The sequence below is a fragment of the Streptomyces sp. NPDC047043 genome, from assembly GCF_040644055.1.
Taxonomy (GTDB): domain Bacteria; phylum Actinomycetota; class Actinomycetes; order Streptomycetales; family Streptomycetaceae; genus Streptomyces.
In genome coordinates, this window is sequence record NZ_JBEYVO010000008.1 from 68,280 (window position 1) to 88,126 (window position 19,847).

A 19,847-nucleotide genomic window follows, 5' to 3' on the forward strand; every position below is an offset into this window, starting at 1 on the left:
TGTATGACGCAGCAGCTCGGACTTCCCGAATCCATCCTGGCCTGCCTCTTCGACCTCGACGGGGTCGTGACCCGGACCGCCGTGGTGCACGCGGCCGCCTGGAAGGAGACGTTCGACGTGTTCCTGCGCGAGCGCGAGGGCGAAGACTTCCGGCCGTTCGACTCCGTGAACGACTACGACGAGTACGTCGACGGCCGCCCGCGCGCGGACGGCGTCCGCACCTTCCTCGCCTCCCGGGGCATCGAACTGCCCGAAGGCAAACCCGACGACCCACCGGACGCGCCGACCGTCAACGGCGTGGGCAACCGCAAGAACGCCGTGCTCCTGGAGAAGATCCGCGCCCAGGGCGTCGAGGCCTACGAGGGCACCCTTCGCTACATCGAGGCCGTGCGCGCCGACGGCCTGCGCACCGCCATCGTCTCCTCCAGCGCCAACACCCTCGACGTACTGCGCTCGATCGACGCCGAGCACCTCTTCGACGTACGCATCGACGGCGTGGTGGCGGCCGAGCGCGGACTGCCCGGCAAGCCGCACCCCGACACCTTCCTGGCCGCCGCCCGTGACCTCGGCGTCGAACCGTCCCGGGCCGCCGTCTTCGAGGACGCCCTGGCCGGGATGGACGCAGGGCGCTCCGGCCACTTCGGCTACGTCGTCGGAGTCGACCGGGTCGGGCAGACCGACGCGCTGTTCGCCCACGGAGCGGACATCGTGGTCAAGGACCTGGCGGAGCTGGGGGGCGGGGCGTGATCAGCCACCGGTCGTACACCGTCGAGCCGTGGTGCGTGCGCGAGACGGAGCTCAACCTCGACGTCCTGGCGCAGAGCGAGTCCGTCTTCGCGCTGTCCAACGGCCACGTCGGCTGGCGCGGCAACCTCGACGAGGGGGAGCCGCACGGCCTGCCCGGCTCCTACCTCGGCGGTGTGCACGAACTGCACCCGCTGCCCTACGCGGAGGCCGGATACGGCTACCCGGAGTCCGGCCAGACCGTCATCAACGTCACCAACGGCAAGGTCCTGCGGCTGCTGGTCGACGACGAGCCCTTCGACCTGCGCTACGGCCGCCTCGTCTCCCACGAGCGCACCCTGGACCTGCGCAGGGGAGTGCTGGAGCGGGTCTGCGAGTGGGTCTCGCCCTCCGGTACGGCGGTCCGGGTGCGCTCGACCCGGCTGGTCTCGCTCACCCAGCGGGCGATCGCCGCCGTGGCCTACGAAGTGGAGCCCGTCGACACGCGCACGCGTGTCGTCATCCAGTCCGAACTCGTCACCAACGAGCAGCTGCCCGAGACGAAGGGCGACCCGCGGGCCGCCGTCGCCCTGCAGTCGCCCCTCGAGCCGGAGGAAGATTTCGCCGACGGTCACCGGCTGCGACTCGTGCACCGCACCCGGCGCAGCGGCCTGCGCGTCGCGGTGGGTGCGGACCACGTGGTCTCGGGCCCGGACGCGACCACGACCGGCAGTGAGAGCAACGAGGACGTCGCCCGGCTCACCGTCACCTCGGTCCTCGAGCCGGGCGAGCGGCTGCGCGTGGAGAAGCTGGTCGCACACGGCTGGTCCGGCACCCGCTCCAAACCGGCGATGAGCGACCAGGTCGACGCGGCCCTGGCGGCCGCCGCGGTCGGCGGCTGGGCCGGGCTGGCCGAGGAACAGCGCGCGAGCCTCGACGACTTCTGGGCCCGCGCAGACGTCGAGGTCGACGGCGACGAGGAGATCCAGCAGGCCGTCCGCTTCGCCCTTTTCCACGTCCTGCAGGCCGGCGCCCGCGCCGAACAGCGCGCGATACCCGCCAAGGGCCTGACCGGCTCCGGCTACGACGGCCACGCCTTCTGGGACACCGAGGCCTTCGTCCTGCCCCTGCTCACCTACACCGCGCCCGACGCCGTGGCCGAGGCGCTGCGCTGGCGGCACAGCACCCTGGACGCCGCCCGGGAGCGCGCGGCCCAACTCGGCCTGAACGGCGCCGCGTTCCCCTGGCGCACCATCGAGGGCCCGGAAGGCTCGGCGTACTGGCCGGCCGGCACCGCGGCCTTCCATGTGAACGCGGCCGTCGCCGACGCCGTCGTGCGCTACACGGCGGCGACCGGGGACGAGCGGTTCGAACAGGACGCCGGGGTCGAACTGCTGGTGGAGACGGCCCGCCTGTGGCGCTCGCTCGGCCATCACGACGACCGGGGCGCCTTCCACATCGACGGCGTCACCGGCCCCGACGAGTACAGCGCCATCGCCGACGACAACACCTACACCAACCTCATGGCCCGCGCGAACCTGCTGGACGCCGCTGACGCCTGCAAGCGGCACCCCGACCGGGCCGCGCGTCTCGGCGTCGACGACGAGGAGAGCGCGGCCTGGCGCGACGCCGCCGAGGCCATGCACATCCCGTACAACCACGAACTCGGCGTGCACGAGCAGCACGCCGGCTTCACCCGCTACCAGCGCTGGGACTTCGCCGGCACCCGCCCGGACCAGTACCCGCTCATGCTGCACTTCCCGTACTTCGACCTCTACCGCAAGCAGGTCGTCAAACAGGCCGACCTGGTGCTGGCGATGTACATGTGCGGCAGCCACTTCGACGAGGAGCACATCGCCCGCAACTTCGCCTACTACGAGCCGCTGACCGTCCGGGACTCCTCGCTGTCCGCCTGCGTCCAGGCCGTGATCGCCGCCCAGGCGGGCCATCTGGACCTCGCCTACGCCTACACGGCCGAGGCCGCGCTGATGGATCTGGCGGACCTGGAGCACAACACCCGCGACGGACTGCACATCGCGTCGCTGGCCGGCACCTGGACGGCCCTGGTCGCGGGCTTCGGCGGACTGCGCCGGGACGGCGACAGTCTGCGCTTCGCGCCCCGCCTGCCCGAGCGGTTCAGCCGCCTGGCCTTCACCCTCCAGCTCCTCGGCCGCCGCCTGCGCGTGGAGATCGGCCCCGACAAGGCCACGTACACCCGGCTGTCCGGCCCGCCCCTGACCATCCGCCACCACGAGGCCCCGCTGACCCTGAGCGACGACGGCCCCGTCGCCCGCCCGGTCCCGCAGCCCCCGGCCCACCCGGCCCCGGAACAGCCACCGCACCGCAGCCCTCACTAGACCCGTCAGGCATTTGGCCGTATTCCGCACGGCATGTCCGCCCTGCTCGTTCTAGTTTGTCCAGTACGTGCAGGATCAAGAGGTGGATGATGGCCGACGGCGCGCACGCCGCACTCGCTGGAGCGAGGCGTGACGCGCCGTCGACCGCCCCGGCCCCTCCCCGCCGCGTCCGCGGCGACCTCCTGCTCGCGACGGTGGCCGCCTGTTTCACGCTGGCCCAGCTCCTCTTCGTCCGCCCCGGCCTGGGACTCGGCTGGGACGAAGTGGTGTACGTCAGCCAGGTCGCCCCCGACACCCCCACGGCCTTCTTCAGCGCACCCCGTGCCCGCGGCGTCCCGCTGCTCGTGGCGCCCGTCGCCCTGTGGTCGTCGTCCACTCCGCTGCTGCGGGTGTACCTGGCGCTGCTGTCCGGCCTCGGCCTCTATCTGGCCCTGCGCGTCTGGCGCCCGCTGTTCCCGGCCCGCGTCCTGGCCGCGGCCGGCGCCCTGTTCGCCTCCTTGTGGGTGACCGTCTTCTACGGCCCGCAGGCCATGCCCAACCTCTGGGTCGCGATCGGCGCCCTGGCGGGCGTCGGCTGCTTCCTGCGGGCCCGCGCGGACCGACGGGACCGGGTGGCGCTGTGGGGCCTGGTCGCGAGCGTCGCGCTCATGGCGTGGATGCGGCCGATGGACGCGGTCTGGGTCGTGCTGCCGCTGCTGGTCCTCGCAGGCCGCCGCCCGAGGCTCATGCTCGCGGTCCTCGCCGGGCTCCTGGCGGGCGCGGGCGAGTGGGTGATCGAGGCCTGCGTCGGCTACGGCGGCCTGGGACAACGGCTCGCCGACGCCTCCCGCATCCAGGGCGGCCTCGGCTGGCACCCGGCGGTCGTCGACCAGCTGCGCAGCCTGGCCGGACGTACCTTGTGCCGTCCGTGCACGGGAGCGATGCCCGCACCGCCGGTCATGTTGTGGTGGTTCGCCCTGCCGCTGCTCGCACTCCTCGGCCTGGCGGTCGCCGTCCGGGCCCGGCGCACCGCGCCCACCCTGCTGCCGCTGCTCTGCGCGGCGACGGCCGCCTTCCCCTACCTGTTCCTCATCGGATACGCGGCGCCCCGCTTCCTGCTCCCGGTCTACGCCCTGCTCGCCGTCCCGGTCGCCGACGCCCTGTTCCACCTGGTCACCGCGCCGGGCGGAAGGCTGCGGCCGGCGGTCACGGCGGTAATGGCGCTCGGGCTGGCCGGGCACGCTGCCATCCAGTACGCGGTCCTGGAGCACACCGTCGACGGATCCCTGGCCAACCGCCACAAATGGACTCGTACCGCCGCCGAACTGCACCGCCTGGGCGTCCGTCCGCCCTGTCTGCTGACCGGCCACGAGGCCATCCCCATCGCCTACTACACCGGCTGCGCCTCGGCCGACACCAGCGGAAACAACGCCAACACGACGCCGGCGGCCGTCCTGCAGACAGCCCGGCGCATTCCCGTCGCAGCCGTCACGGAACCGGGCGGCTCCCCGCCCGCGTACGCACGCGACTGGACCGCCCACCGCGTCGGCACCATGCACCTGTACGTGGCCCCGGCGACCTGAGCGCCGGGCCGCCGGGCGTTTCCCGGCGGCCCGGTTCAGGTAGGACTCGGTTGTCCGGCCGACAAGAAGGGGGAGTGGCATGACAGCCAGCGACACCGGGGGCCAGCTGGGGGAGGAGTTCTTCACTCCGGGAACCGCGTCCTTCACCGAGTTCCTGGCGGTGCACCGCCCCGAACTACTGCCCACCCGCCGCCCGTTCCCCGACGGCGTCCGCGCCGAGCCCGGACAGTTCCCGCACGGCACCACCGTCCTGGCCCTCGCCTACCGCGACGGCGTGATGATCGCCGGCGACCGCCGCGCCACCATGGGCAACCTCATCGCCCAGCGCGACCTGGAGAAGGTGCACCCCGCGGACGACTACACCGCCGTGGCCTTCGCCGGCTCGGTCGGGCTCGCCCTGGACATGGTGAAGCTGTACCAGGTCGAGCTGACGCACTTCGAGAAGATCGAGGGCATCCCGATGACCCTCAGCGGCAAGGCCAGGCGCCTGGCCGGGATGATCCGGCAGAACCTCGGCCAGGCCATGCAGGGCCTCGCCGTCGTACCGCTGCTCACCGGCTACGACGAGTCGGCCCCGGACGGCGAGAAGGGCCGCATCTTCAGCTTCGACGTCGCCGGCGGTCTGTACGAGAAGACGGACTTCCACGCCGAGGGCTCCGGATCGCCGTATGCCCGGGGCGCATTGAAGAAGCTGTTCCGCAAGGGCATGGACCGGCGCGAGGCCGCCCTGACCGCCCTGCAGGCGCTGTACGACGCGGCCGACGACGACTCCGCGACCGGCGGCCCGGACATCAACCGCCGTATCTTCCCCATCGTTTCGGTCATCACCGAGGACGGCTTCGAGCGGCTGTCCGAGCCGGAGACGGAGGCGCTGAGCCGCGAGATGGTCGAGCAGCGCCGCAACCGCCCGGACGGACCGAACGCCACCCCGTGACGCCGGTCCGCCCCGGCTCGGACCTTCGTTCAGCCGCGCAGCTTCAGCTCCTTGCGCCACTTGAGGAGCTGCTGCTCCGCATCTCCCGTGTAGGACCAGGGAGTTCGCGTCGCCCGCGGGCCCAGCATGCGCAGCAGCGCGCCGGCGACCTCCCTGTCGCCCGAGTTGCAGGCCGCGTGCGCAAGGTAGTTGAGGTCGCGCAGCTCGCCCGGGGCGATGCCGCTGTCGGGACGGCCCATGATCCAGCGCTGCCAGGTGCGGCGTACGTCGCTGAGGGCGCCGTCGTTGCTCCAGTGCTGCCCGAGGCCGACGGCGCTCTGCCCGGTGTGGCCCGCGTCGATGGCGTAGCGGTACTCCTCCACGCGCGCGTACTGCACCAGTACCGGCAGCGCGCAGCCCGGGGGTGCCACTCCGGCCGCGTCGCGGGCGAAGTCGTACATCAGGCCGTGCGTGCCGTGCCAGCGAGCCGAGTAGTAGTGCAGGACCTGCAGATGGCCCTCCACGCTGTACGGGTCCCGCTGGTGCAACTCGTCCCACCAGCGCGCCAGTTCCTGTCGCCGCACCCCCGCCGGGTAGAGGCGGGCCACGGAGATGAGGGAGATCCACGGCGTCGGATCGTCCAGGTAGGCGTCCGCCGCCTGCAGACACGCCGTCACGGCGGTGTCGATGCGGTGCTGGTCGATGGGCACGCCCCGACCCGCACTGATCGCCAGGTTGAACGCCCGGGCCGTCTCCGTCGCCGCCCGCAGCACCAGCGCGTCGGCGCTGCGGGGCTCGGCCGCCAGCCAGGTCTCCGTCGTCGAACTGCCCGCGCAGGCCTGCGCGAGCAGCCGGACCCGGTGGCCGCGGGCCAGCCAGTCGGCGCCGGTGGTCCGCAGCAGGTCCCTGAGGCCCTGCCAGCGGCCGATGACGATGTCGTGGCAGGCGTTGGTGAGGGCCGCATCCCCGCAGTCGGGGTCGAAGTCGGGAGCGAAACGGTCTCGCGCCATCGGGGTCTCCCTCAGAAGTCGGTCGGGAGACCCTCGTAGGTACGGGCGTTCGCGATCTCATGGCCGTCGGGCACGTACTCCGCCTCGACGGTGCGGGTGGCGTCCAGGCGGGCGGGCCGGTAGTAGTCGCTGCCCTTCCTCCAGTACCAGAACATCGGGATCAGACCGACGGCGAGACCGCCGATGCCGATCGCGATCGCCGCGGTGTCCAGCTCGCTCAACGACTCGACGAAGATCCAGAACATGAACAGGGCGCCGAACAGCGGCCACAGCCCGCCGAGCAGGAAGTTGGCGGGCGACTTCAGCAGCATCTTGCGGTACGCCACCACCACCGCGAGGCCCGCGAGCCCGTAGTACACGGCGATCTGCAGGCCGATTGCCGAGATGGCGTCGGAGAGGATCTCGCCCACCGAGCCGAGGGCGTTGGAGGCGATGAACATCGCCAGCGACACGCCCCCGACCACGGCGATCGCCACCCACGGGGTGTTCCAGGTGCGGTGCACCCGGCCCAGCGCCGACGGCATCGTACGGTCGCGGCCCATCGCGAACAGGGAGCGCGTGACCTGGATGAGTGTGGTCTCCAGGGTGGCGATGGTCGACAGCATCACCGCGACGATCAGCAGCTTGCCGCCGAGACCCGGCCAGATCTCCTCGCCGAGCGCGCCCAGCACGTTCGCGTCGTTGTCCTCGATCTGCTTCGAGGACAGGATCACGTTCACCGCGATGGTGAACACCTCGAACAGCAGGAAGACGATGCCCACCCCGATCAGGCCCGCCAGCCCCGTCGTACGGCGGCTGTTGCGGGTCTCCTCGCTGAGGTTGCTGGTGACGTCCCAGCCCCAGTAGTAGAAGGCGGCGACGAGTGCGCCCGAGGCGAAGCCGGCCATGCCGTCGAAGTGGGAGAAGCCGAGCCAGGACCAGTCGAAGGCGCGGGCGTTGCCCGTGTGGAACAGGGCGAGCACGGCGAACAGCGCCAGTATGGCGAGCTCGATGCCGGACATGACCAGCTGGGCGCGGACGGTGAGGCGGGCACCACCGAGCACCACGAGCAGCATCACGACGAACCAGGCCGCGCCGACCACCGTCGACAGGGCGGTGTTGTCGGCGAGGTCGGGGTCGAACAGGGCGAGCGTCATCGAACCGGCGGGCAGCGAGCCGGCCACCATGAAGATCGTCGCCGAGATCACCAGCGCCCAGCCGCTGATGAACCCCAGGAAGGGATGAAGGGTGCGTCCCACCCACGAGTAACTGGCGCCCGCGTTCACGTCGATGCGGCTGAGGTAGCTGAACGCCAGCGCGATGCCCAGCATGGGTATCGCGCAGTACAGCAGTGCGGCCGGGCTGGCCAGTCCCACCGAGCCGACGAGGACCGCGGTGGTCGCGGCGATCGAGTACGCGGGAGCACTGCCCGCGACGGCCATCACCACGGTGTCGAACGTACCGAGGGCATTGGCCTGCAGCCCTCTGCCCCTGCTGATGCTCATGTTGCGCTGCTTTCCGTCTTGCACGACGCAAGGGCGACCTGGCCCCGGCGACGTAGGGGAAGGTGGGGGGTTACGAACCCGCCCCGGATCACCGAGGGTTGGCCTCGGGTCGGATCAAGGGCAGCGAAAAACAAAAGGGGGTGGTGGAGAGCGCACGACTGCCTGCGTTGCCGTTCGGTCACGCCGTGTGTGCGAGTGATGATAGCCCTACTCTTTGACCTTTCAAGATTGACCAAGGGGTAACCTCCGGCGCTGCCGGGGACGGCCGTGGTTGGACGGCGCGCAACGGGAAACGCGGATCGGGTCACCGTTGAGGGAACGACCCGCCCCAGCGCGCGAGGGAGGCACTCATGGGCAGCGAACGCACGCGCCCCGAACCGATGGCCGACGACGCCTACCAGCCCACGGCGAGGAACGAGGAGCAGGAGGACGCGGCGCCGCTCGACCTGCAGGACGCCGTCGACGAACGCACCTACGACGACACCCTCGACGAGGGCTGGTCCCCACCCGAGAAGCCGCTCGGCGTCACCAAGCACGGCACGACCGCCGCCGAGCAGCACACCGGTGAGAGCCTCGACGAACGGCTCGCCGAGGAGGTTCCCGACGTGGCCGCGCCCGCCGGCGACGAGGTCGGCGACCTCCCCGGAGGCGAGGGCGAGCCCGTCGACCCCGAGGCCGGCACGGAACGCGCCGGCCGTCTGGTCGCCCCGGACGAGGGCGCCCACCCCGACACGACCAAGGAGACGGTCGCCACCGACGTGGGCATCGACGGCGGTGCCGCCGGCGCCGAGGAGGCCGCCGTCCATGTCGTCGAGGACGAGACGCAGCTGCCCGACGCCGAGCAGGGCCGCTGACGCCCGCCCGTCAGTCGCCGATGCGGTCGATCTGCCGCAGCTTGTTGGTGGCGTCCAGGGCGGCGACCTTGTAGGACTCCGCCAGCGTCGGGTAGTTGAACACCGCGTCGACCAGGTAGTCGACGGTGCCGCCGCAGCCCATCACGGACTGCCCGATGTGGATCAGTTCGGTGGCGCCGGTGCCGAAGCAGTGCACGCCGAGCAGCTTGCGGTCCTCGGGGGAGACCAGCAGCTTCAGCATGCCGTGCGAGTCGCCGATGATCTGGCCGCGGGCCAGCTCGCGATAGCGGGAGATGCCGACCTCGAACGGCACGCAGTCCTCGGTCAGTTGGTCCTCGGTCCGCCCGACGAAGCTGATCTCCGGGATGGTGTAGATGCCGATGGGCTGCAGGTTGTGCATCTGCCCGACCGGCTCGCCGCAGGCGTGGTAGGCCGCCGACCGGCCCTGCTCCATCGACGTCGCGGCCAGCGCGGGGAAGCCGATCACGTCACCGACGGCGTAGATGTGCGGCACCTCGGTGCGGTAGTGCTCGTCGACCGTGATCCGGCCGCGCCTGTCCGCGGCCAACCCCGCCTTGTCCAGGTCGAGTTCGTCGGTCAGACCCTGCCGGCCGGCCGAGTACATCACGGCGTCTGCCGGTATCTTCTTGCCGCTCTCCAGGACGGTGAGGGTCCCGCGGGGATGGCGCTCGACCGCGGCGACGGTCTCCCCGAACCGGAACGTCACGGCGAGGTCGCGCAGGTGGTACTTGAGCGACTCGATGACCTCGACGTCGCACATGTCGAGCATCCCGGCCCGCTTCTCGACGACCGTCACCTTGCTGCCCAGCGCGGCGAACATGGAGGCGTACTCCATGCCGATGACCCCGGCGCCGACGATGACCATGGAGCGCGGCACGCGTTCGAGGTTGAGGACGTTGTCGGAGTCCATGATCGTACGGCCGTCGAACTCGACACTGTCCGGCCGCGCCGGGCGGGTACCGGTGGCGATGATGATGTTCTCGGCGCTGATCAGCCGTTCGTGACCGGTCACCTCGCGCAGCGCCACGGTGTGCGGGTCGACGAAGCGGCCGGTGCCGGCGAACAGGGAGACGTGGTTGCGGGAGAGCTGGCTGCGGATGACGTCGACCTCACGGCTGACCACGTGCTGCGTGCGCGAGGTCAGATCGGTGACGGTGATGTCCTCCTTCAGCCGGTAGCTCTGGCCGTACAGATCGCGCTGGGTGAGACCGGTCAGGTACAGCACCGCCTCGCGCAGGGTCTTGGAGGGGATGGTTCCGGTGTGGATGGAGACCCCGCCGACCATGTCGGGGCGGTCGACGACGGCGACCCGGCGGCCGAGCTTGGCCGCGGCGATGGCGGCCTTCTGGCCGCCCGGGCCGGATCCGATGACGAGCATGTCGAAGTCGGGCACCCTCAGGAGTCTGTCAGCCCGAAGGCCCTCTTCGAAAGGGTGAACGGGCAACCAGCGATCTCAACTCCGCTTGATCGCTGCTCGGTTGCCTCACCCGCGCCGTCGGTTCTCCCTTCCGGCCGTCCGGCGCGATAATGCCCCCATGGGCCAACGACTCGCCGACGCGAGCACACCCGCCCGGCTGGCCGCCCCCGACGAGGGCATCGGCCGGGACGAACTGGCGCTCGCCACCCGCAACCACGGCCTCCCGCTCGAGGCGCTCCGCTACGACGTCACCCCGCCGGGCCTGCACTACGTACTGACGCACTACGACATCCCGTACGTCCCCGACGACACCCCCTGGCCGCTGGCCGTCGCAGGCCGCGTCGCTCGTCCGCTGCACCTGGACCTGGCCGATCTGCGGGCCTTCCCCGCGGTCACCACCCGCGTCACGCTGGAGTGCGCGGGCAACGGGCGGGCCCTGCTGACGCCCCGCCCGGTCAGCCAGCCCTGGCTCGTCGAGGCGGTCGGCACCGCCGAGTGGACGGGCGTGCCGCTGCGGCTGCTGCTCGCCGAGGCCGGGGTGGAACCGGACGCCGTCGACGTGGTGTTCACCGGCGCCGACCACGGCGTGGAACGCGGCGTCGAGCAGGACTACCAACGGTCCCTGCCACTGGACGTGGCCATGGGCACCGAGCCCGAGGTGCTGGTGGCGTACGCGATGAACGGCGCCCCGCTGCCGCCCCAGCACGGCCGTCCGCTGCGGCTGGTCGTGCCCGGCTGGTACGGCATGGCGCACGTGAAGTGGCTGCGCGAGATCGCCGTCACCGACGAACCGTTCACGGGGTTCCAGCAGAGCGTCGCCTACCGGCTGCGCCAGGAGTCCGGCGAGGAGGGCGAGCCGGTCACCCGGATCGCTCCGCGCGCCCTGCTTCTCCCGCCCGGCTTCCCTGACTTCATGTCGCGGACCCGGGTGGTGCGGCCGGGCCGGGTGCCGCTCGAGGGGCGTGCCTGGTCGGGACAGGGGCCGTTGGCCGGCGTCGAGGTGAGCACGGACGCGGGGCGCACCTGGCACGAGGCCGAACTGGGGCCCGACGGCGGGCGGCGGTGGGCGTGGCGCCGCTGGCACTACGACTGGACGGCTACCCCGGGCGAGCACGAGCTCAGCGCACGGGCCAGCGACGCCGAAGGCCGCACCCAGCCCCTGGAACAGCCCTGGAACCGCGGCGGCTTCGTCAACAACCTCGTCCAGCGGGTGCCGGTGCTGTGCCTGGAGCCCGGCGAGCAGGGCTGAACCGACGCCGGATCTCCGGACGGGTGCCCGCGGACGCTACGGCAGCAGTTTCTCGAGGGCGGCGGGTCCCTCCGCCTCGAGCTTGCGCCTGGCCCACTCGAGGTTGCGCGGGGTGATGTCCCTGCCCGTGGCAAGGACGAGGTCCTCCGGCGACACTTCGGTGCCGGTGCTGGTGTGGAGAAGGTCGTCCGGGGTGACGCGGTCCTCGAACGACCTGGACGCGTCGGGCTGTGACGTCGGCATGGTCTCGGCTCCTCATGTCCGGATCGCTTCTGCTATCACCATTCACCGCCGAGGCGCGGCGTGCATCCGGAAGGGACAGGGAAGGGGCCCGAGATGCCGGAGTGACCGGGCGGGCGTCTAATGAGAGACGACGCACGAGTCGGCCGCCGGAGAAGCGACAGGGCAGATCGCGGCGATGGCCGACCGAGAACATCGGCGGAGAAGACCGAGGCCATGCCACCGACCCGCACCACCGCGGGGGGAACGGGGCCCGTCGCCAAAGGGGTACTGCGACGGCAGGGAGAGTGGTGCGCCCGGCACTTCGTGATCGTCATCATTGCCTGGCTCGTCGCGCTGGTGGCACTGCAGACCCTGAACCGGTCGTTCGGCGGGGACTACTCCGACAACTTCTCGCTGCCCGACTCGCAGTCCCAGAAGGGCCTGGACGTTCTCAAGGAGCATGACCCCGCGGCGGGCGGTTACAGCAGCCAGATCGTCCTGCACGACGGACAGAAGTCCGTGACCACGCTGAGCTCGCAGATGTCCACCACGGTGGGCGACCTGCAGAAGCTGCCGCACGTCCTGTCCGCCCAGAACCCGCTGTCCGCCCCCGCCTCGAAGGTCGGTCCCCTGTCCACCGACGGGAAGACGGCCTACATCACCGTCCGCTTCGACGTCCAGCCCTCGACGCTGGGCGACAGCTACCTCAACGGCGTCGACAAGGCGGTCCAGCCGCTGCGCTCGGCCGGCGCGCAGGTCGAGTACGGGGGACCGCTCGGCGAGTTGGCCCGGCCCGCCGCCGACGACCGGGTCAGCGAACTCATCGGCTTCGGGGTCGCGATCGTCGTCCTGCTGATCGGCTTCGGCAGTGTGATCGCCGCCGGTCTGCCCCTGCTGAGCGCACTGGTCGCCGCGGTCGGCGGGCTTGCGATCCTCGGGCTGGTCGCCGCGGCCTTCACCTTCGCCACCGTCTCGCCGACCCTGGCCACGATGATCGGCCTCGGCGTCGGCATCGATTACTCCCTCTTCCTGATCACGCGGCACCGGCAGAACCTCATGAACGGCGCCGACCCGGTGCACTCGGCCGGCCACGCCACCGCCACCAGCGGACGGGCCGTCCTGGTCTCCGGCTGCACCGTGATCATCGCCCTCGCCGGGCTGTACGCGTCCGGAGTGAGCTTCATCGGCAAACTCGGCCTGGCGGCCGCCGTGACGGTCGTCTCGGCGGTCATCGGCGCGCTGACGCTGGTCCCGGCCCTGCTCGGGCTCATCGGCAGACGGATCGACCGCTACCACGTCCGCCGTCCCGTCGCCGAGACGGACGCGGACCCGGGCGCCACCCCCACCGGCACCTGGCACCGCTACGCACAGCGCGTCGAGCGACGACCGTGGCAGTTCCTGGCCGCCGGTGTCACGACCGTCGTGATCCTCGCCATCCCGGTGCTCTCCATCCAGCTCGGACACATCGGCGACGGCGCCGACCCCACCTCCTTCACCGACCGGCGGGCGTACGACCTCATGACCGACGCGTTCGGACCGGGCTCCAACGGCCCGCTCACCGTCGTCATCGACCAGAGCTCCGTACCGTCCGACCAGCGCTCCTCCCTGTCCACGCAGGCGCAGAAGACCCTCAACGGCGTGGCGGGCGCCTCCACGGTCACCCAGCTGACGCCCACCAAGGACGGGGACGTCCTGATCGGCACGGTCTACTCGAAGCAGTCCCCGCAGAGCGCCTCCACCACGGACCTGACGAACCGCCTGGTCGACCACACCCTCCCGGACGCGGTCTCCGGCACCGACGCCAAGGGCTACGTCACCGGCACCACCGCGGCCCAGGTCGACTTCCGCGACATCGTCGCGAGCCGGCTCGCCCTGATCATCGGCGTCGTCGTCGCGCTGGCCTTCCTGATCATCCTGGCCGTCTTCCGTGGCCTGCTCGTCGCGGTCAAGGCCGCAGTCCTCAACGTCCTGTCCATCGGGGCTTCGTACGGCGTCGTGGTGGCCGTCTTCCAGTGGGGCTGGGGTGGGCCCGCGCTGGGCGTCAACGGCAAGGTACCCATCGAGAGCTATGTGCCGATGATGATGTTCGCGATCATCTTCGGCCTGAGCATGGACTACGAGATCTTCCTGCTCTCCCGCGTCCACGAGGCCTGGCTGCGCACCGGGGACGCCAAGGCCTCGGTCGCCCACGCGCTGGAGATCACCGCGCGGGTCATCACCTGCGCCGCACTGATCATGATGAGCGTCTTCGCCGCCTTCATCGTCAGCGACAACATCGTGGTCAAGATGCTCGGTCTGGGCCTCGCCGTGAGCGTGCTGATCGACGCCTCCGTCGTGCGGCTGCTCATGGTTCCGGCCGTGATGACGCTGCTGGGGCCGCACGCCTGGTGGACGCCCCGCTGGCTGGACCGGATCCTGCCGCACATCGACGCCGAGGGCGACCAGGAACAGAGCGCCGAGCAGGACGTCAGCGAGCGTCCGGTGACGCGGGCGTGAGCACCAGCATCGTCACGTCGTCGACGACGGCCGGGCAGTACCGTACGAGATCCGACCAGACCCGGTCGGCGAGCACGGCAGGGTCGGTGTCGGCCAGCGCGGACAGGCGGGCGGTCAACGGATAGAAGGTGCCGGAGGCGTCCCTGGCCTCGCTCACGCCGTCCGAGGCCAGGAACAGGCTCTGGCCGGGCTCCAGCCGAAGCGTGAGCCCGGCCTGCGGGCCGCCGTCGGACAGACCGAGACCGAGCGGCGTCCACGCGGCCAGCTCGATCTCGGTGGCCCGCGAGCCGCGCAGCAGCACCGGTGCCGGATGCCCGCAGGACACCATCCGCACCGTCCGGGCGTCGGGCGAGAACTCCAGCAGTACGGCGGTCGCGAACAGCTCGGCGTACCGGGACGACGCCGAGTCCACCACCAGCCTGCGGTCCAGCCGGGTGGCGATCGACTCCAGGTCCGGCTGCTCGAGCACCGCCTCCCGGAAGGCTCCCAGCAGCGAGGCGACCGTCGCGACCGCCGACAGCCCGTGCCCCTGGACGTCCCCCATCACCGCGCGCACGCCGTGGGGCCCCTCGCGCACGTCGAAGAAGTCGCCGCCGACCAGCGTGCCGCGCTGCGCCGCCCGGTACAGACCGACGCAGCGGACCGGGCCGACCCGCTCGGGCAGCGGCGGGACGATGGCGCGCTGCGCGGCCTCGGCGACCGTGCGCTCCAGGTCCAGCTGGGCGTCGCGGCGGCTGCGGACGTAGGACACGAACACGCTCAGCACGGCGACGAAGGAGATGGTCAACAGGTCTGTGTTGCCGGGGTGGTTGAGATGGAAGGTCGGAATGTTGAGCACGGCGACCACGAGACCGCCGAGCACCGCGGTCGCCCAGGGCCCGTACGTCAGCACGGCCAGCGGCGGGATGGCGCCGAGCAGGAATCCGATGTCGAGGGGGTCGGGGCTGATCAGCGTCGCCGCGCACACGCCCGCGATCAGGGCGACCGGCAGGACCTTCACCCAGCGCGGCGGCGGCGCACCCCGCAGCCAGCCCTGCCGGGCACGGTCCCGGCGCGACGACAGGACGCGCACCTTTCCCACACCACCACGCTCCTACGCCGGGCGGCCTCCCGCATGCCGGACGAACGCATGCCGGACGAACGCATGCCGGGAAAGTGATGGACATGGTCACGACAGGTCCGTATCGTGTGACGCCACGCCACGCCCCGAGACCGACGGAAGGAGGCGAGTGCCGTGCAGACCACACCGAACCAGCGCTCCCTTTCCGTTGCCCCGGCGTGCTTCGTCTGACCTGACCCGGGAGCGCTCCACGCAGTACGCATCCCGGAGGATCCATGACCGACCTGGTCATCCGCGCGCTCGACGAGAGCGACGCCCATCTCTTCGACACCCTGCAGGACCCGCTGGACGCCCGTGCGGCGCACCGGCTGACCCGGCATCGCGCCGACTGGAAGCGGGTCGCCCTGCGCGACGGCGAGGTTGTCGCGCGCGCCGCCTGGTGGGGCGGCCCCGACGACACAGAACCCGTCAACGTCAACTGGTTCGACGTGGCCGAAGGGGAGGAGGACGCGGGGGCCGAGCTCCTGCGCAGCGCCCCCTGGCAGGTCGAGCTCGAGCTGAACCTGCCGGCCGGCTGGCGGGAGGACACGCGGCTGCAGGCTGCCGCCGAGGCGCGCTTCACCGCCGCCCGAGCCGCCGGATACGAGCTCCTGGTGGAACGGTTCCTGTACCGGTGGACGCCGGACTGCGGGCTGCCGGAGCGCCCCGGACGGCTCGTGTTCCGCGCCGAACCGGACGACGCGGTGTTCTTCGACGCACTGCGGCGCATCCACTCCGTCACCCTGGACGCGCACTCCCTCAAGGCCATCGAGGAGGGAGGCCTCGACCGGGCCGCGCAGGAGGAGCTCGACTTCTTCCGCTGGTGCCCGTCGCCGCGGGAGTGGTGGCAGACCGCGTACACGACCGCGGGGGAGCTGGCGGGCATCCACATCCCCGTACACAATCCCGGGGGTCCGTGCGTAGGTTTCATCGGCGTGGTGCCCGAGCAACGCGGCCGTGGCTACGCCTACGACCTGCTGGCGGAGTGCACGCACTTCCTGGTCGAGCGGGACGCGGAGTCCGTGTCCGCGGCGACCGACCGCGGCAACTTCCCCATGGCCGCGAACTTCACGAAGGCCGGCTATCCCGTCGTACGCGAACGCATCAACTTCGCACCCGCGCGGCGTGAATAGCCCTGCTGTGTGACCGGACCGGCTGTCAGTGCCGCGTGCGATGCTGGTCCGTGTCGTGATCAACGCGTGGCGGGGGAGGCGCAGTGGGGTTCGTGGGCGAGGTCTGGCGGGTACGCAGCGGCGAGGAGGCGGTCGGGGAGATCCTGATCGACGACGCCGACTTTCCGTGGCTGTCGGGCCGCTTCACCGCCGGTGAGGCGTACGGCGCCGTCCGGGAACTGTTCGTCCGCGAACTCGCCCTGGCCGAGCGGGACGACGACTGGGAGGAGTGGGAGTCGGCGTACGACGACATCAGACGTCGCGTCTCCCTCTCCTCACCGGACGGACCGGTCCCGGAATTCCTGCTGCACATCGAGGGCGACCGCGCCTGGTTCCGCTGGAGCGACGAGCCGTTCGAGGACCAGGATCAGTAGGGCCGGCGACGTGGGCGATGCGGGGGCGGCCCGTGGCGGCGATGGCGGACTCGGTCATCGCCGCCGTGGACCGGGCATGACGTTGTGCCGGCCCGCGCCGGCATGACGGTGTGTCAGCCGATGCCACTTTCCAGCAGGGCCTCGGCCTCGGTGAGGATCTCCGTGACGCGCAGTGCGAATGCCGCGTCGCAGGCGTGCGGCTGTCCGCTGTCGGCGGCGGCGATCAGCGCGTCGGCGGCATGGACGAGCGCGATGACCGCTCCTTCGGAGCTCTCCGGAAGTACCGACACGCCGGTCCCGCCCCGGAGTTCGACCGCCGCTCCGGCCGCCGCGACCGGGGCCGACAGGCTGAGCGTGACGGTGCTCGACGCGCCGCTCACATGGTCGAGGACCAGATGGACCGTGTCCCCGGGACCGGGAGCCGCGGCCGCCACGCGCCGGGCGTCGCCGAGGACCGGCAGCAGTACGGACAGGGCATGCGGGCCCACGTCCCACAGGGCCCCCTTCTCACGCCGCCACGGCGAGTTCGCGAACGGGCTGTCGCCGTCGCCGCCGAACAACGCCCCGAGCCACTGCGCCTGCGCCGTGAACCAGCCGCCCGCGGCCGCCTGTTCGGTGATCCACGCCTCCGTCTCCGAGACGAAACGGCTGGTGAAGAAGACGACCGACGCGACACCGGCCTCCCGCACGGCCTCGACCACCGCCCGCCCCTCGGCGACCGTCGTGGCGAGCGGCTTGTCCAGCAGCAGATGGCACCCCGCCCGCGCCGCCCGCACCGCGAGCTCCGCCTGAACACCCGGCGGCAGGGCGACCGCGACGGCATCCACGTCGGCGAACAGCGCGTCCACGTCGTCGTAGGCGCGCGTGCCGTACTGGTCGGCGAGCTCCTTCGCGGCCTCGGGGCGCCGGCCCCACACACCCGCGAAATCCAGTCCGGTGTGCTGGTGCAGGGCCGGAGCGTGAGCCATCCCCGCCCAGGGGCCGGTACCGAGCAGTCCTATGCGCATGCCGCCGCCTCTCCACCGCGCCGCACGTCGCGGCGTCCGATCGGGGCGAGCGTCGCACACCGACCGCCGGAGCGCGCAACCCGGTTCACGGCAGGACACCGCGATTCAGTGGACCGGCTGCTGAATGCGTTCTCCATCCTCTATTGGACCTCGGGCCACGGGCGGGACAGGCTGGAGACCGTTCCGGCACCGAGAGCCGAAAGAGGTCAGAGCACATGCACACCCGCCGCATCGGTGACGTCGAAGTCAGCGCCATCGGCCTGGGCGCGATGCCCATGTCGATCGAGGGACGGCCGGACGAGGCACGCTCCCTCGCCACGATCCACGCCGCGCTCGACGCCGGCGTGACCCTGATCGACACCGCGGACGCCTACCACCGCGACGCCCACGAGGTGGGCCACAACGAGACCCTGATCGCCAAGGCCCTCGCCTCCCACGACCGCGGCGGGGACGTCCTGGTCGCCACCAAGGGCGGCCACCTGCGCCCCGGCGACGGCAGCTGGACCCTCGACGGCAGCCCCCGGCACCTCAAGGAGGCCTGCGAAGCGTCCCTGCGCCGGCTCGGCGTGGAGGCCATCGGGCTCTACCAGTTCCACCGCCCCGACCCGAGGGTGCCGTACGCCGAGTCCGTCGGTGCGATCCGGGATCTGCTCGACGAGGGCAAGATCCGCCTGGCAGGCATCTCGAACGCGAACCCCGACCAGATCAGGCAGGCGCAGGAGATCCTCGGCGGGCGCCTGGTCTCCGTGCAGAACCAGTTCTCCCCGGCCTTCCGCTCCAGCGAGCAGGAGCTGGACCTGTGCGACGAGCTCGGCATCGCGTTCCTGCCCTGGAGTCCGCTCGGCGGCATCTCCCGCGCCGGTGAACTGGGCTCCACGTACGCGCCGTTCGCACGCATCGCCGAGGCCCACGGGGTGAGTCCGCAGCGCGTGTGCCTGGCCTGGATGCTCGCCAAGTCGCCGGTGGTCGTCCCCATCCCGGGCGCCAGCCGCCCGGAGACGATCCTCGACTCCCTCGCCGCGACGGACCTCGTCCTGACCGCCGACGAACTCGCCGAACTGGACGCCGTCTGAAACAGCCCTGTCGGATGCGCCGCCCGAGGCCGGTCGGCCACCGCCTCAGGCGGCGCTGCTGCGTCGGCTCCGGTGTCGGCAGACCAGGTCGTGGTCGGTGCCGAGACTCGTCCACCAGCGCTCGCAGCACGCGGCGTCCAGTTCCTCCCGGATGACCGCGTCCTCGCGGGTCACCGCGTCCGCCGCCGGGTGCTCGGGCAGCTGCGGTGCGACGGCCGCCCGGATCAGGTCGGTGATCAGGGTCTCGCGTACGACGGCGATGACCGGGACCAGGCTCGCGGCGGCGAACAGGAACGCGGCCCACCGGGGGCCGTAGCGGAATTCGAGGACCGTGGTCCAGGCGAGCCCGCCGGTGGTGGCGAGGTACAGGGCACTGAGGAGGCGACCGGAGCGGTTCATGGGTATTCACCGTTCGTGGTGGGAGAGTTACCCTCTGTTCAACGTCTCGCGGGGCGCGGGGAATCGGGTCGAGCGGCGATATTGCGTCACATACGGCCCGGGGCACGGAAGAAGTGGTTGGTCCGGCCCTGCCCGGGCATGGGAGGCGAACAACCGAGAGAGGGGCGCTTCGTGCTCGTTCCGGACCCGAAGGTCGTCAGAACGTTGCTCACCAGGTACGCGTCGCTGCGCATCGCGCAGGCGGAGCGCGAGAAGCCGCAGGCGGCACGGGAGCTGGCCGAGGTCAGCCGTGCCCTGTGCCGCCTGACCGGCGCCGGGAGCATCCAGGAGGCGATCGCGAAGGCGGACGCCCTGCTGCTCGCCCCGCGGCGGACGACGGACGAGGAGGACGGCCTCTCACTGGCCGTCTGAAGCC

At 71.5% G+C, this 19,847-nt stretch carries 18 protein-coding genes; 11 read left to right on the forward strand and 7 right to left on the reverse strand.

The annotated features are described in order from the left end of the window. Window positions 1-3: 3 nt before the first annotated feature. From ABZ880_RS14085 to prcB, 4 genes are all read left to right on the forward strand, one after another. Entirely contained in the window at window positions 4-747 is a 744-nt protein-coding gene (locus ABZ880_RS14085; protein WP_361261191.1) for a beta-phosphoglucomutase family hydrolase, read from the forward strand. Further along, a complete protein-coding gene (locus tag ABZ880_RS14090) occupies window positions 744-3,080 on the forward strand; it encodes a glycosyl hydrolase family 65 protein (protein WP_361261193.1) in 2,337 nt (778 codons plus the stop codon). Before ABZ880_RS14085 ends, ABZ880_RS14090 begins: the two co-directional genes overlap by 4 nt. Before the next feature lie 89 nt (window positions 3,081-3,169). Continuing rightward, window positions 3,170-4,642: a hypothetical protein gene (locus tag ABZ880_RS14095; RefSeq protein ID WP_361261819.1), complete on the forward strand. Its 1,473-nt coding sequence runs from the start codon at window positions 3,170-3,172 to the stop codon at window positions 4,640-4,642. 79 nt (window positions 4,643-4,721) lie between these two features. Next, window positions 4,722-5,576: a proteasome subunit beta gene (gene prcB / locus ABZ880_RS14100; RefSeq protein ID WP_361261194.1), complete on the forward strand. Its 855-nt coding sequence runs from the start codon at window positions 4,722-4,724 to the stop codon at window positions 5,574-5,576. 29 nt (window positions 5,577-5,605) lie between these two features. Here the strand turns inward: prcB and ABZ880_RS14105 are convergent, their stop codons facing one another. Both ABZ880_RS14105 and ABZ880_RS14110 read right to left on the reverse strand, forming a co-directional pair. Beyond that, entirely contained in the window at window positions 5,606-6,565 is a 960-nt protein-coding gene (locus tag ABZ880_RS14105) for a hypothetical protein (protein ID WP_361261196.1), read from the reverse strand. An 11-nt stretch (window positions 6,566-6,576) separates the two neighbouring features. Then, window positions 6,577-8,049, reverse strand: a complete 1,473-nt coding sequence (locus ABZ880_RS14110; protein WP_361261198.1) for an APC family permease — start codon at window positions 8,047-8,049, stop codon at window positions 6,577-6,579. A gap of 350 nt (window positions 8,050-8,399) precedes the next feature. Between ABZ880_RS14110 and ABZ880_RS14115 the strand changes: the two genes are divergently transcribed. Further along, complete coding sequence (locus tag ABZ880_RS14115) at window positions 8,400-8,903, forward strand: DUF5709 domain-containing protein (protein ID WP_361261200.1); 504 nt, start codon at window positions 8,400-8,402, stop codon at window positions 8,901-8,903. Window positions 8,904-8,913: 10 nt separating this feature from the next. On the opposite strand, the gene sthA is transcribed toward ABZ880_RS14115, so the two are convergent. Then, a complete protein-coding gene (sthA, locus tag ABZ880_RS14120; protein ID WP_361261202.1) occupies window positions 8,914-10,317 on the reverse strand; it encodes a Si-specific NAD(P)(+) transhydrogenase in 1,404 nt (467 codons plus the stop codon). 142 nt (window positions 10,318-10,459) lie between these two features. On the opposite strand from sthA, the gene ABZ880_RS14125 reads away from it, so the two are divergent. Further along, entirely contained in the window at window positions 10,460-11,590 is a 1,131-nt protein-coding gene (locus ABZ880_RS14125; protein WP_361261204.1) for a sulfite oxidase, read from the forward strand. Window positions 11,591-11,626: 36 nt separating this feature from the next. Here the strand turns inward: ABZ880_RS14125 and ABZ880_RS14130 are convergent, their stop codons facing one another. Further along, on the reverse strand, window positions 11,627-11,833 hold the full coding sequence (locus tag ABZ880_RS14130) for a hypothetical protein (protein ID WP_361261206.1): 207 nt from the start codon (window positions 11,831-11,833) through the stop codon (window positions 11,627-11,629). A gap of 213 nt (window positions 11,834-12,046) precedes the next feature. Between ABZ880_RS14130 and ABZ880_RS14135 the strand changes: the two genes are divergently transcribed. After that, window positions 12,047-14,308 (forward strand): MMPL family transporter, encoded by a 2,262-nt coding sequence (locus ABZ880_RS14135; protein ID WP_361261208.1) that lies wholly within the window; start codon window positions 12,047-12,049, stop codon window positions 14,306-14,308. Here the strand turns inward: ABZ880_RS14135 and ABZ880_RS14140 are convergent. After that, window positions 14,280-15,389, reverse strand: a complete 1,110-nt coding sequence (locus ABZ880_RS14140; RefSeq protein ID WP_361261210.1) for a PP2C family protein-serine/threonine phosphatase — start codon at window positions 15,387-15,389, stop codon at window positions 14,280-14,282. The two genes, ABZ880_RS14135 and ABZ880_RS14140, sit on opposite strands and share 29 nt — an antisense overlap. 254 nt (window positions 15,390-15,643) lie before the next feature. Here ABZ880_RS14140 and ABZ880_RS14145 point away from each other — a divergent pair, with 254 nt between their 5' ends. Together ABZ880_RS14145 and ABZ880_RS14150 are read left to right on the forward strand one after the other, a co-directional pair. Further along, the gene (locus ABZ880_RS14145; protein ID WP_361261212.1) at window positions 15,644-16,540 is read left to right on the forward strand and encodes a GNAT family N-acetyltransferase; all 897 of its coding nucleotides are present in this window, start codon (window positions 15,644-15,646) and stop codon (window positions 16,538-16,540) included. A gap of 83 nt (window positions 16,541-16,623) precedes the next feature. Further along, on the forward strand, window positions 16,624-16,953 hold the full coding sequence (locus ABZ880_RS14150) for a hypothetical protein (RefSeq protein WP_361261214.1): 330 nt from the start codon (window positions 16,624-16,626) through the stop codon (window positions 16,951-16,953). A gap of 113 nt (window positions 16,954-17,066) precedes the next feature. On the opposite strand, the gene ABZ880_RS14155 is transcribed toward ABZ880_RS14150, so the two are convergent. Next, window positions 17,067-17,960 carry a Gfo/Idh/MocA family oxidoreductase gene (locus tag ABZ880_RS14155; protein WP_361261215.1) on the reverse strand — a complete coding sequence of 298 codons (894 nt, stop codon included), beginning with the start codon at window positions 17,958-17,960 and terminating at the stop codon, window positions 17,067-17,069. 215 nt (window positions 17,961-18,175) lie between these two features. Here ABZ880_RS14155 and ABZ880_RS14160 point away from each other — a divergent pair, with 215 nt between their 5' ends. Next, window positions 18,176-19,033 (forward strand): aldo/keto reductase, encoded by an 858-nt coding sequence (locus tag ABZ880_RS14160; RefSeq protein ID WP_361261217.1) that lies wholly within the window; start codon window positions 18,176-18,178, stop codon window positions 19,031-19,033. Window positions 19,034-19,078: 45 nt separating this feature from the next. Here ABZ880_RS14160 and ABZ880_RS14165 read toward each other — a convergent pair whose 3' ends face one another. Further along, window positions 19,079-19,432, reverse strand: coding sequence for a hypothetical protein (locus ABZ880_RS14165; RefSeq protein WP_361261219.1), 354 nt, complete (start codon window positions 19,430-19,432; stop codon window positions 19,079-19,081). Between the two features lie 171 nt (window positions 19,433-19,603). Between ABZ880_RS14165 and ABZ880_RS14170 the strand changes: the two genes are divergently transcribed. Continuing rightward, the gene (locus ABZ880_RS14170) at window positions 19,604-19,843 is read left to right on the forward strand and encodes a DUF5133 domain-containing protein (RefSeq protein ID WP_361261221.1); all 240 of its coding nucleotides are present in this window, start codon (window positions 19,604-19,606) and stop codon (window positions 19,841-19,843) included. Window positions 19,844-19,847: the final 4 nt, after the last annotated feature.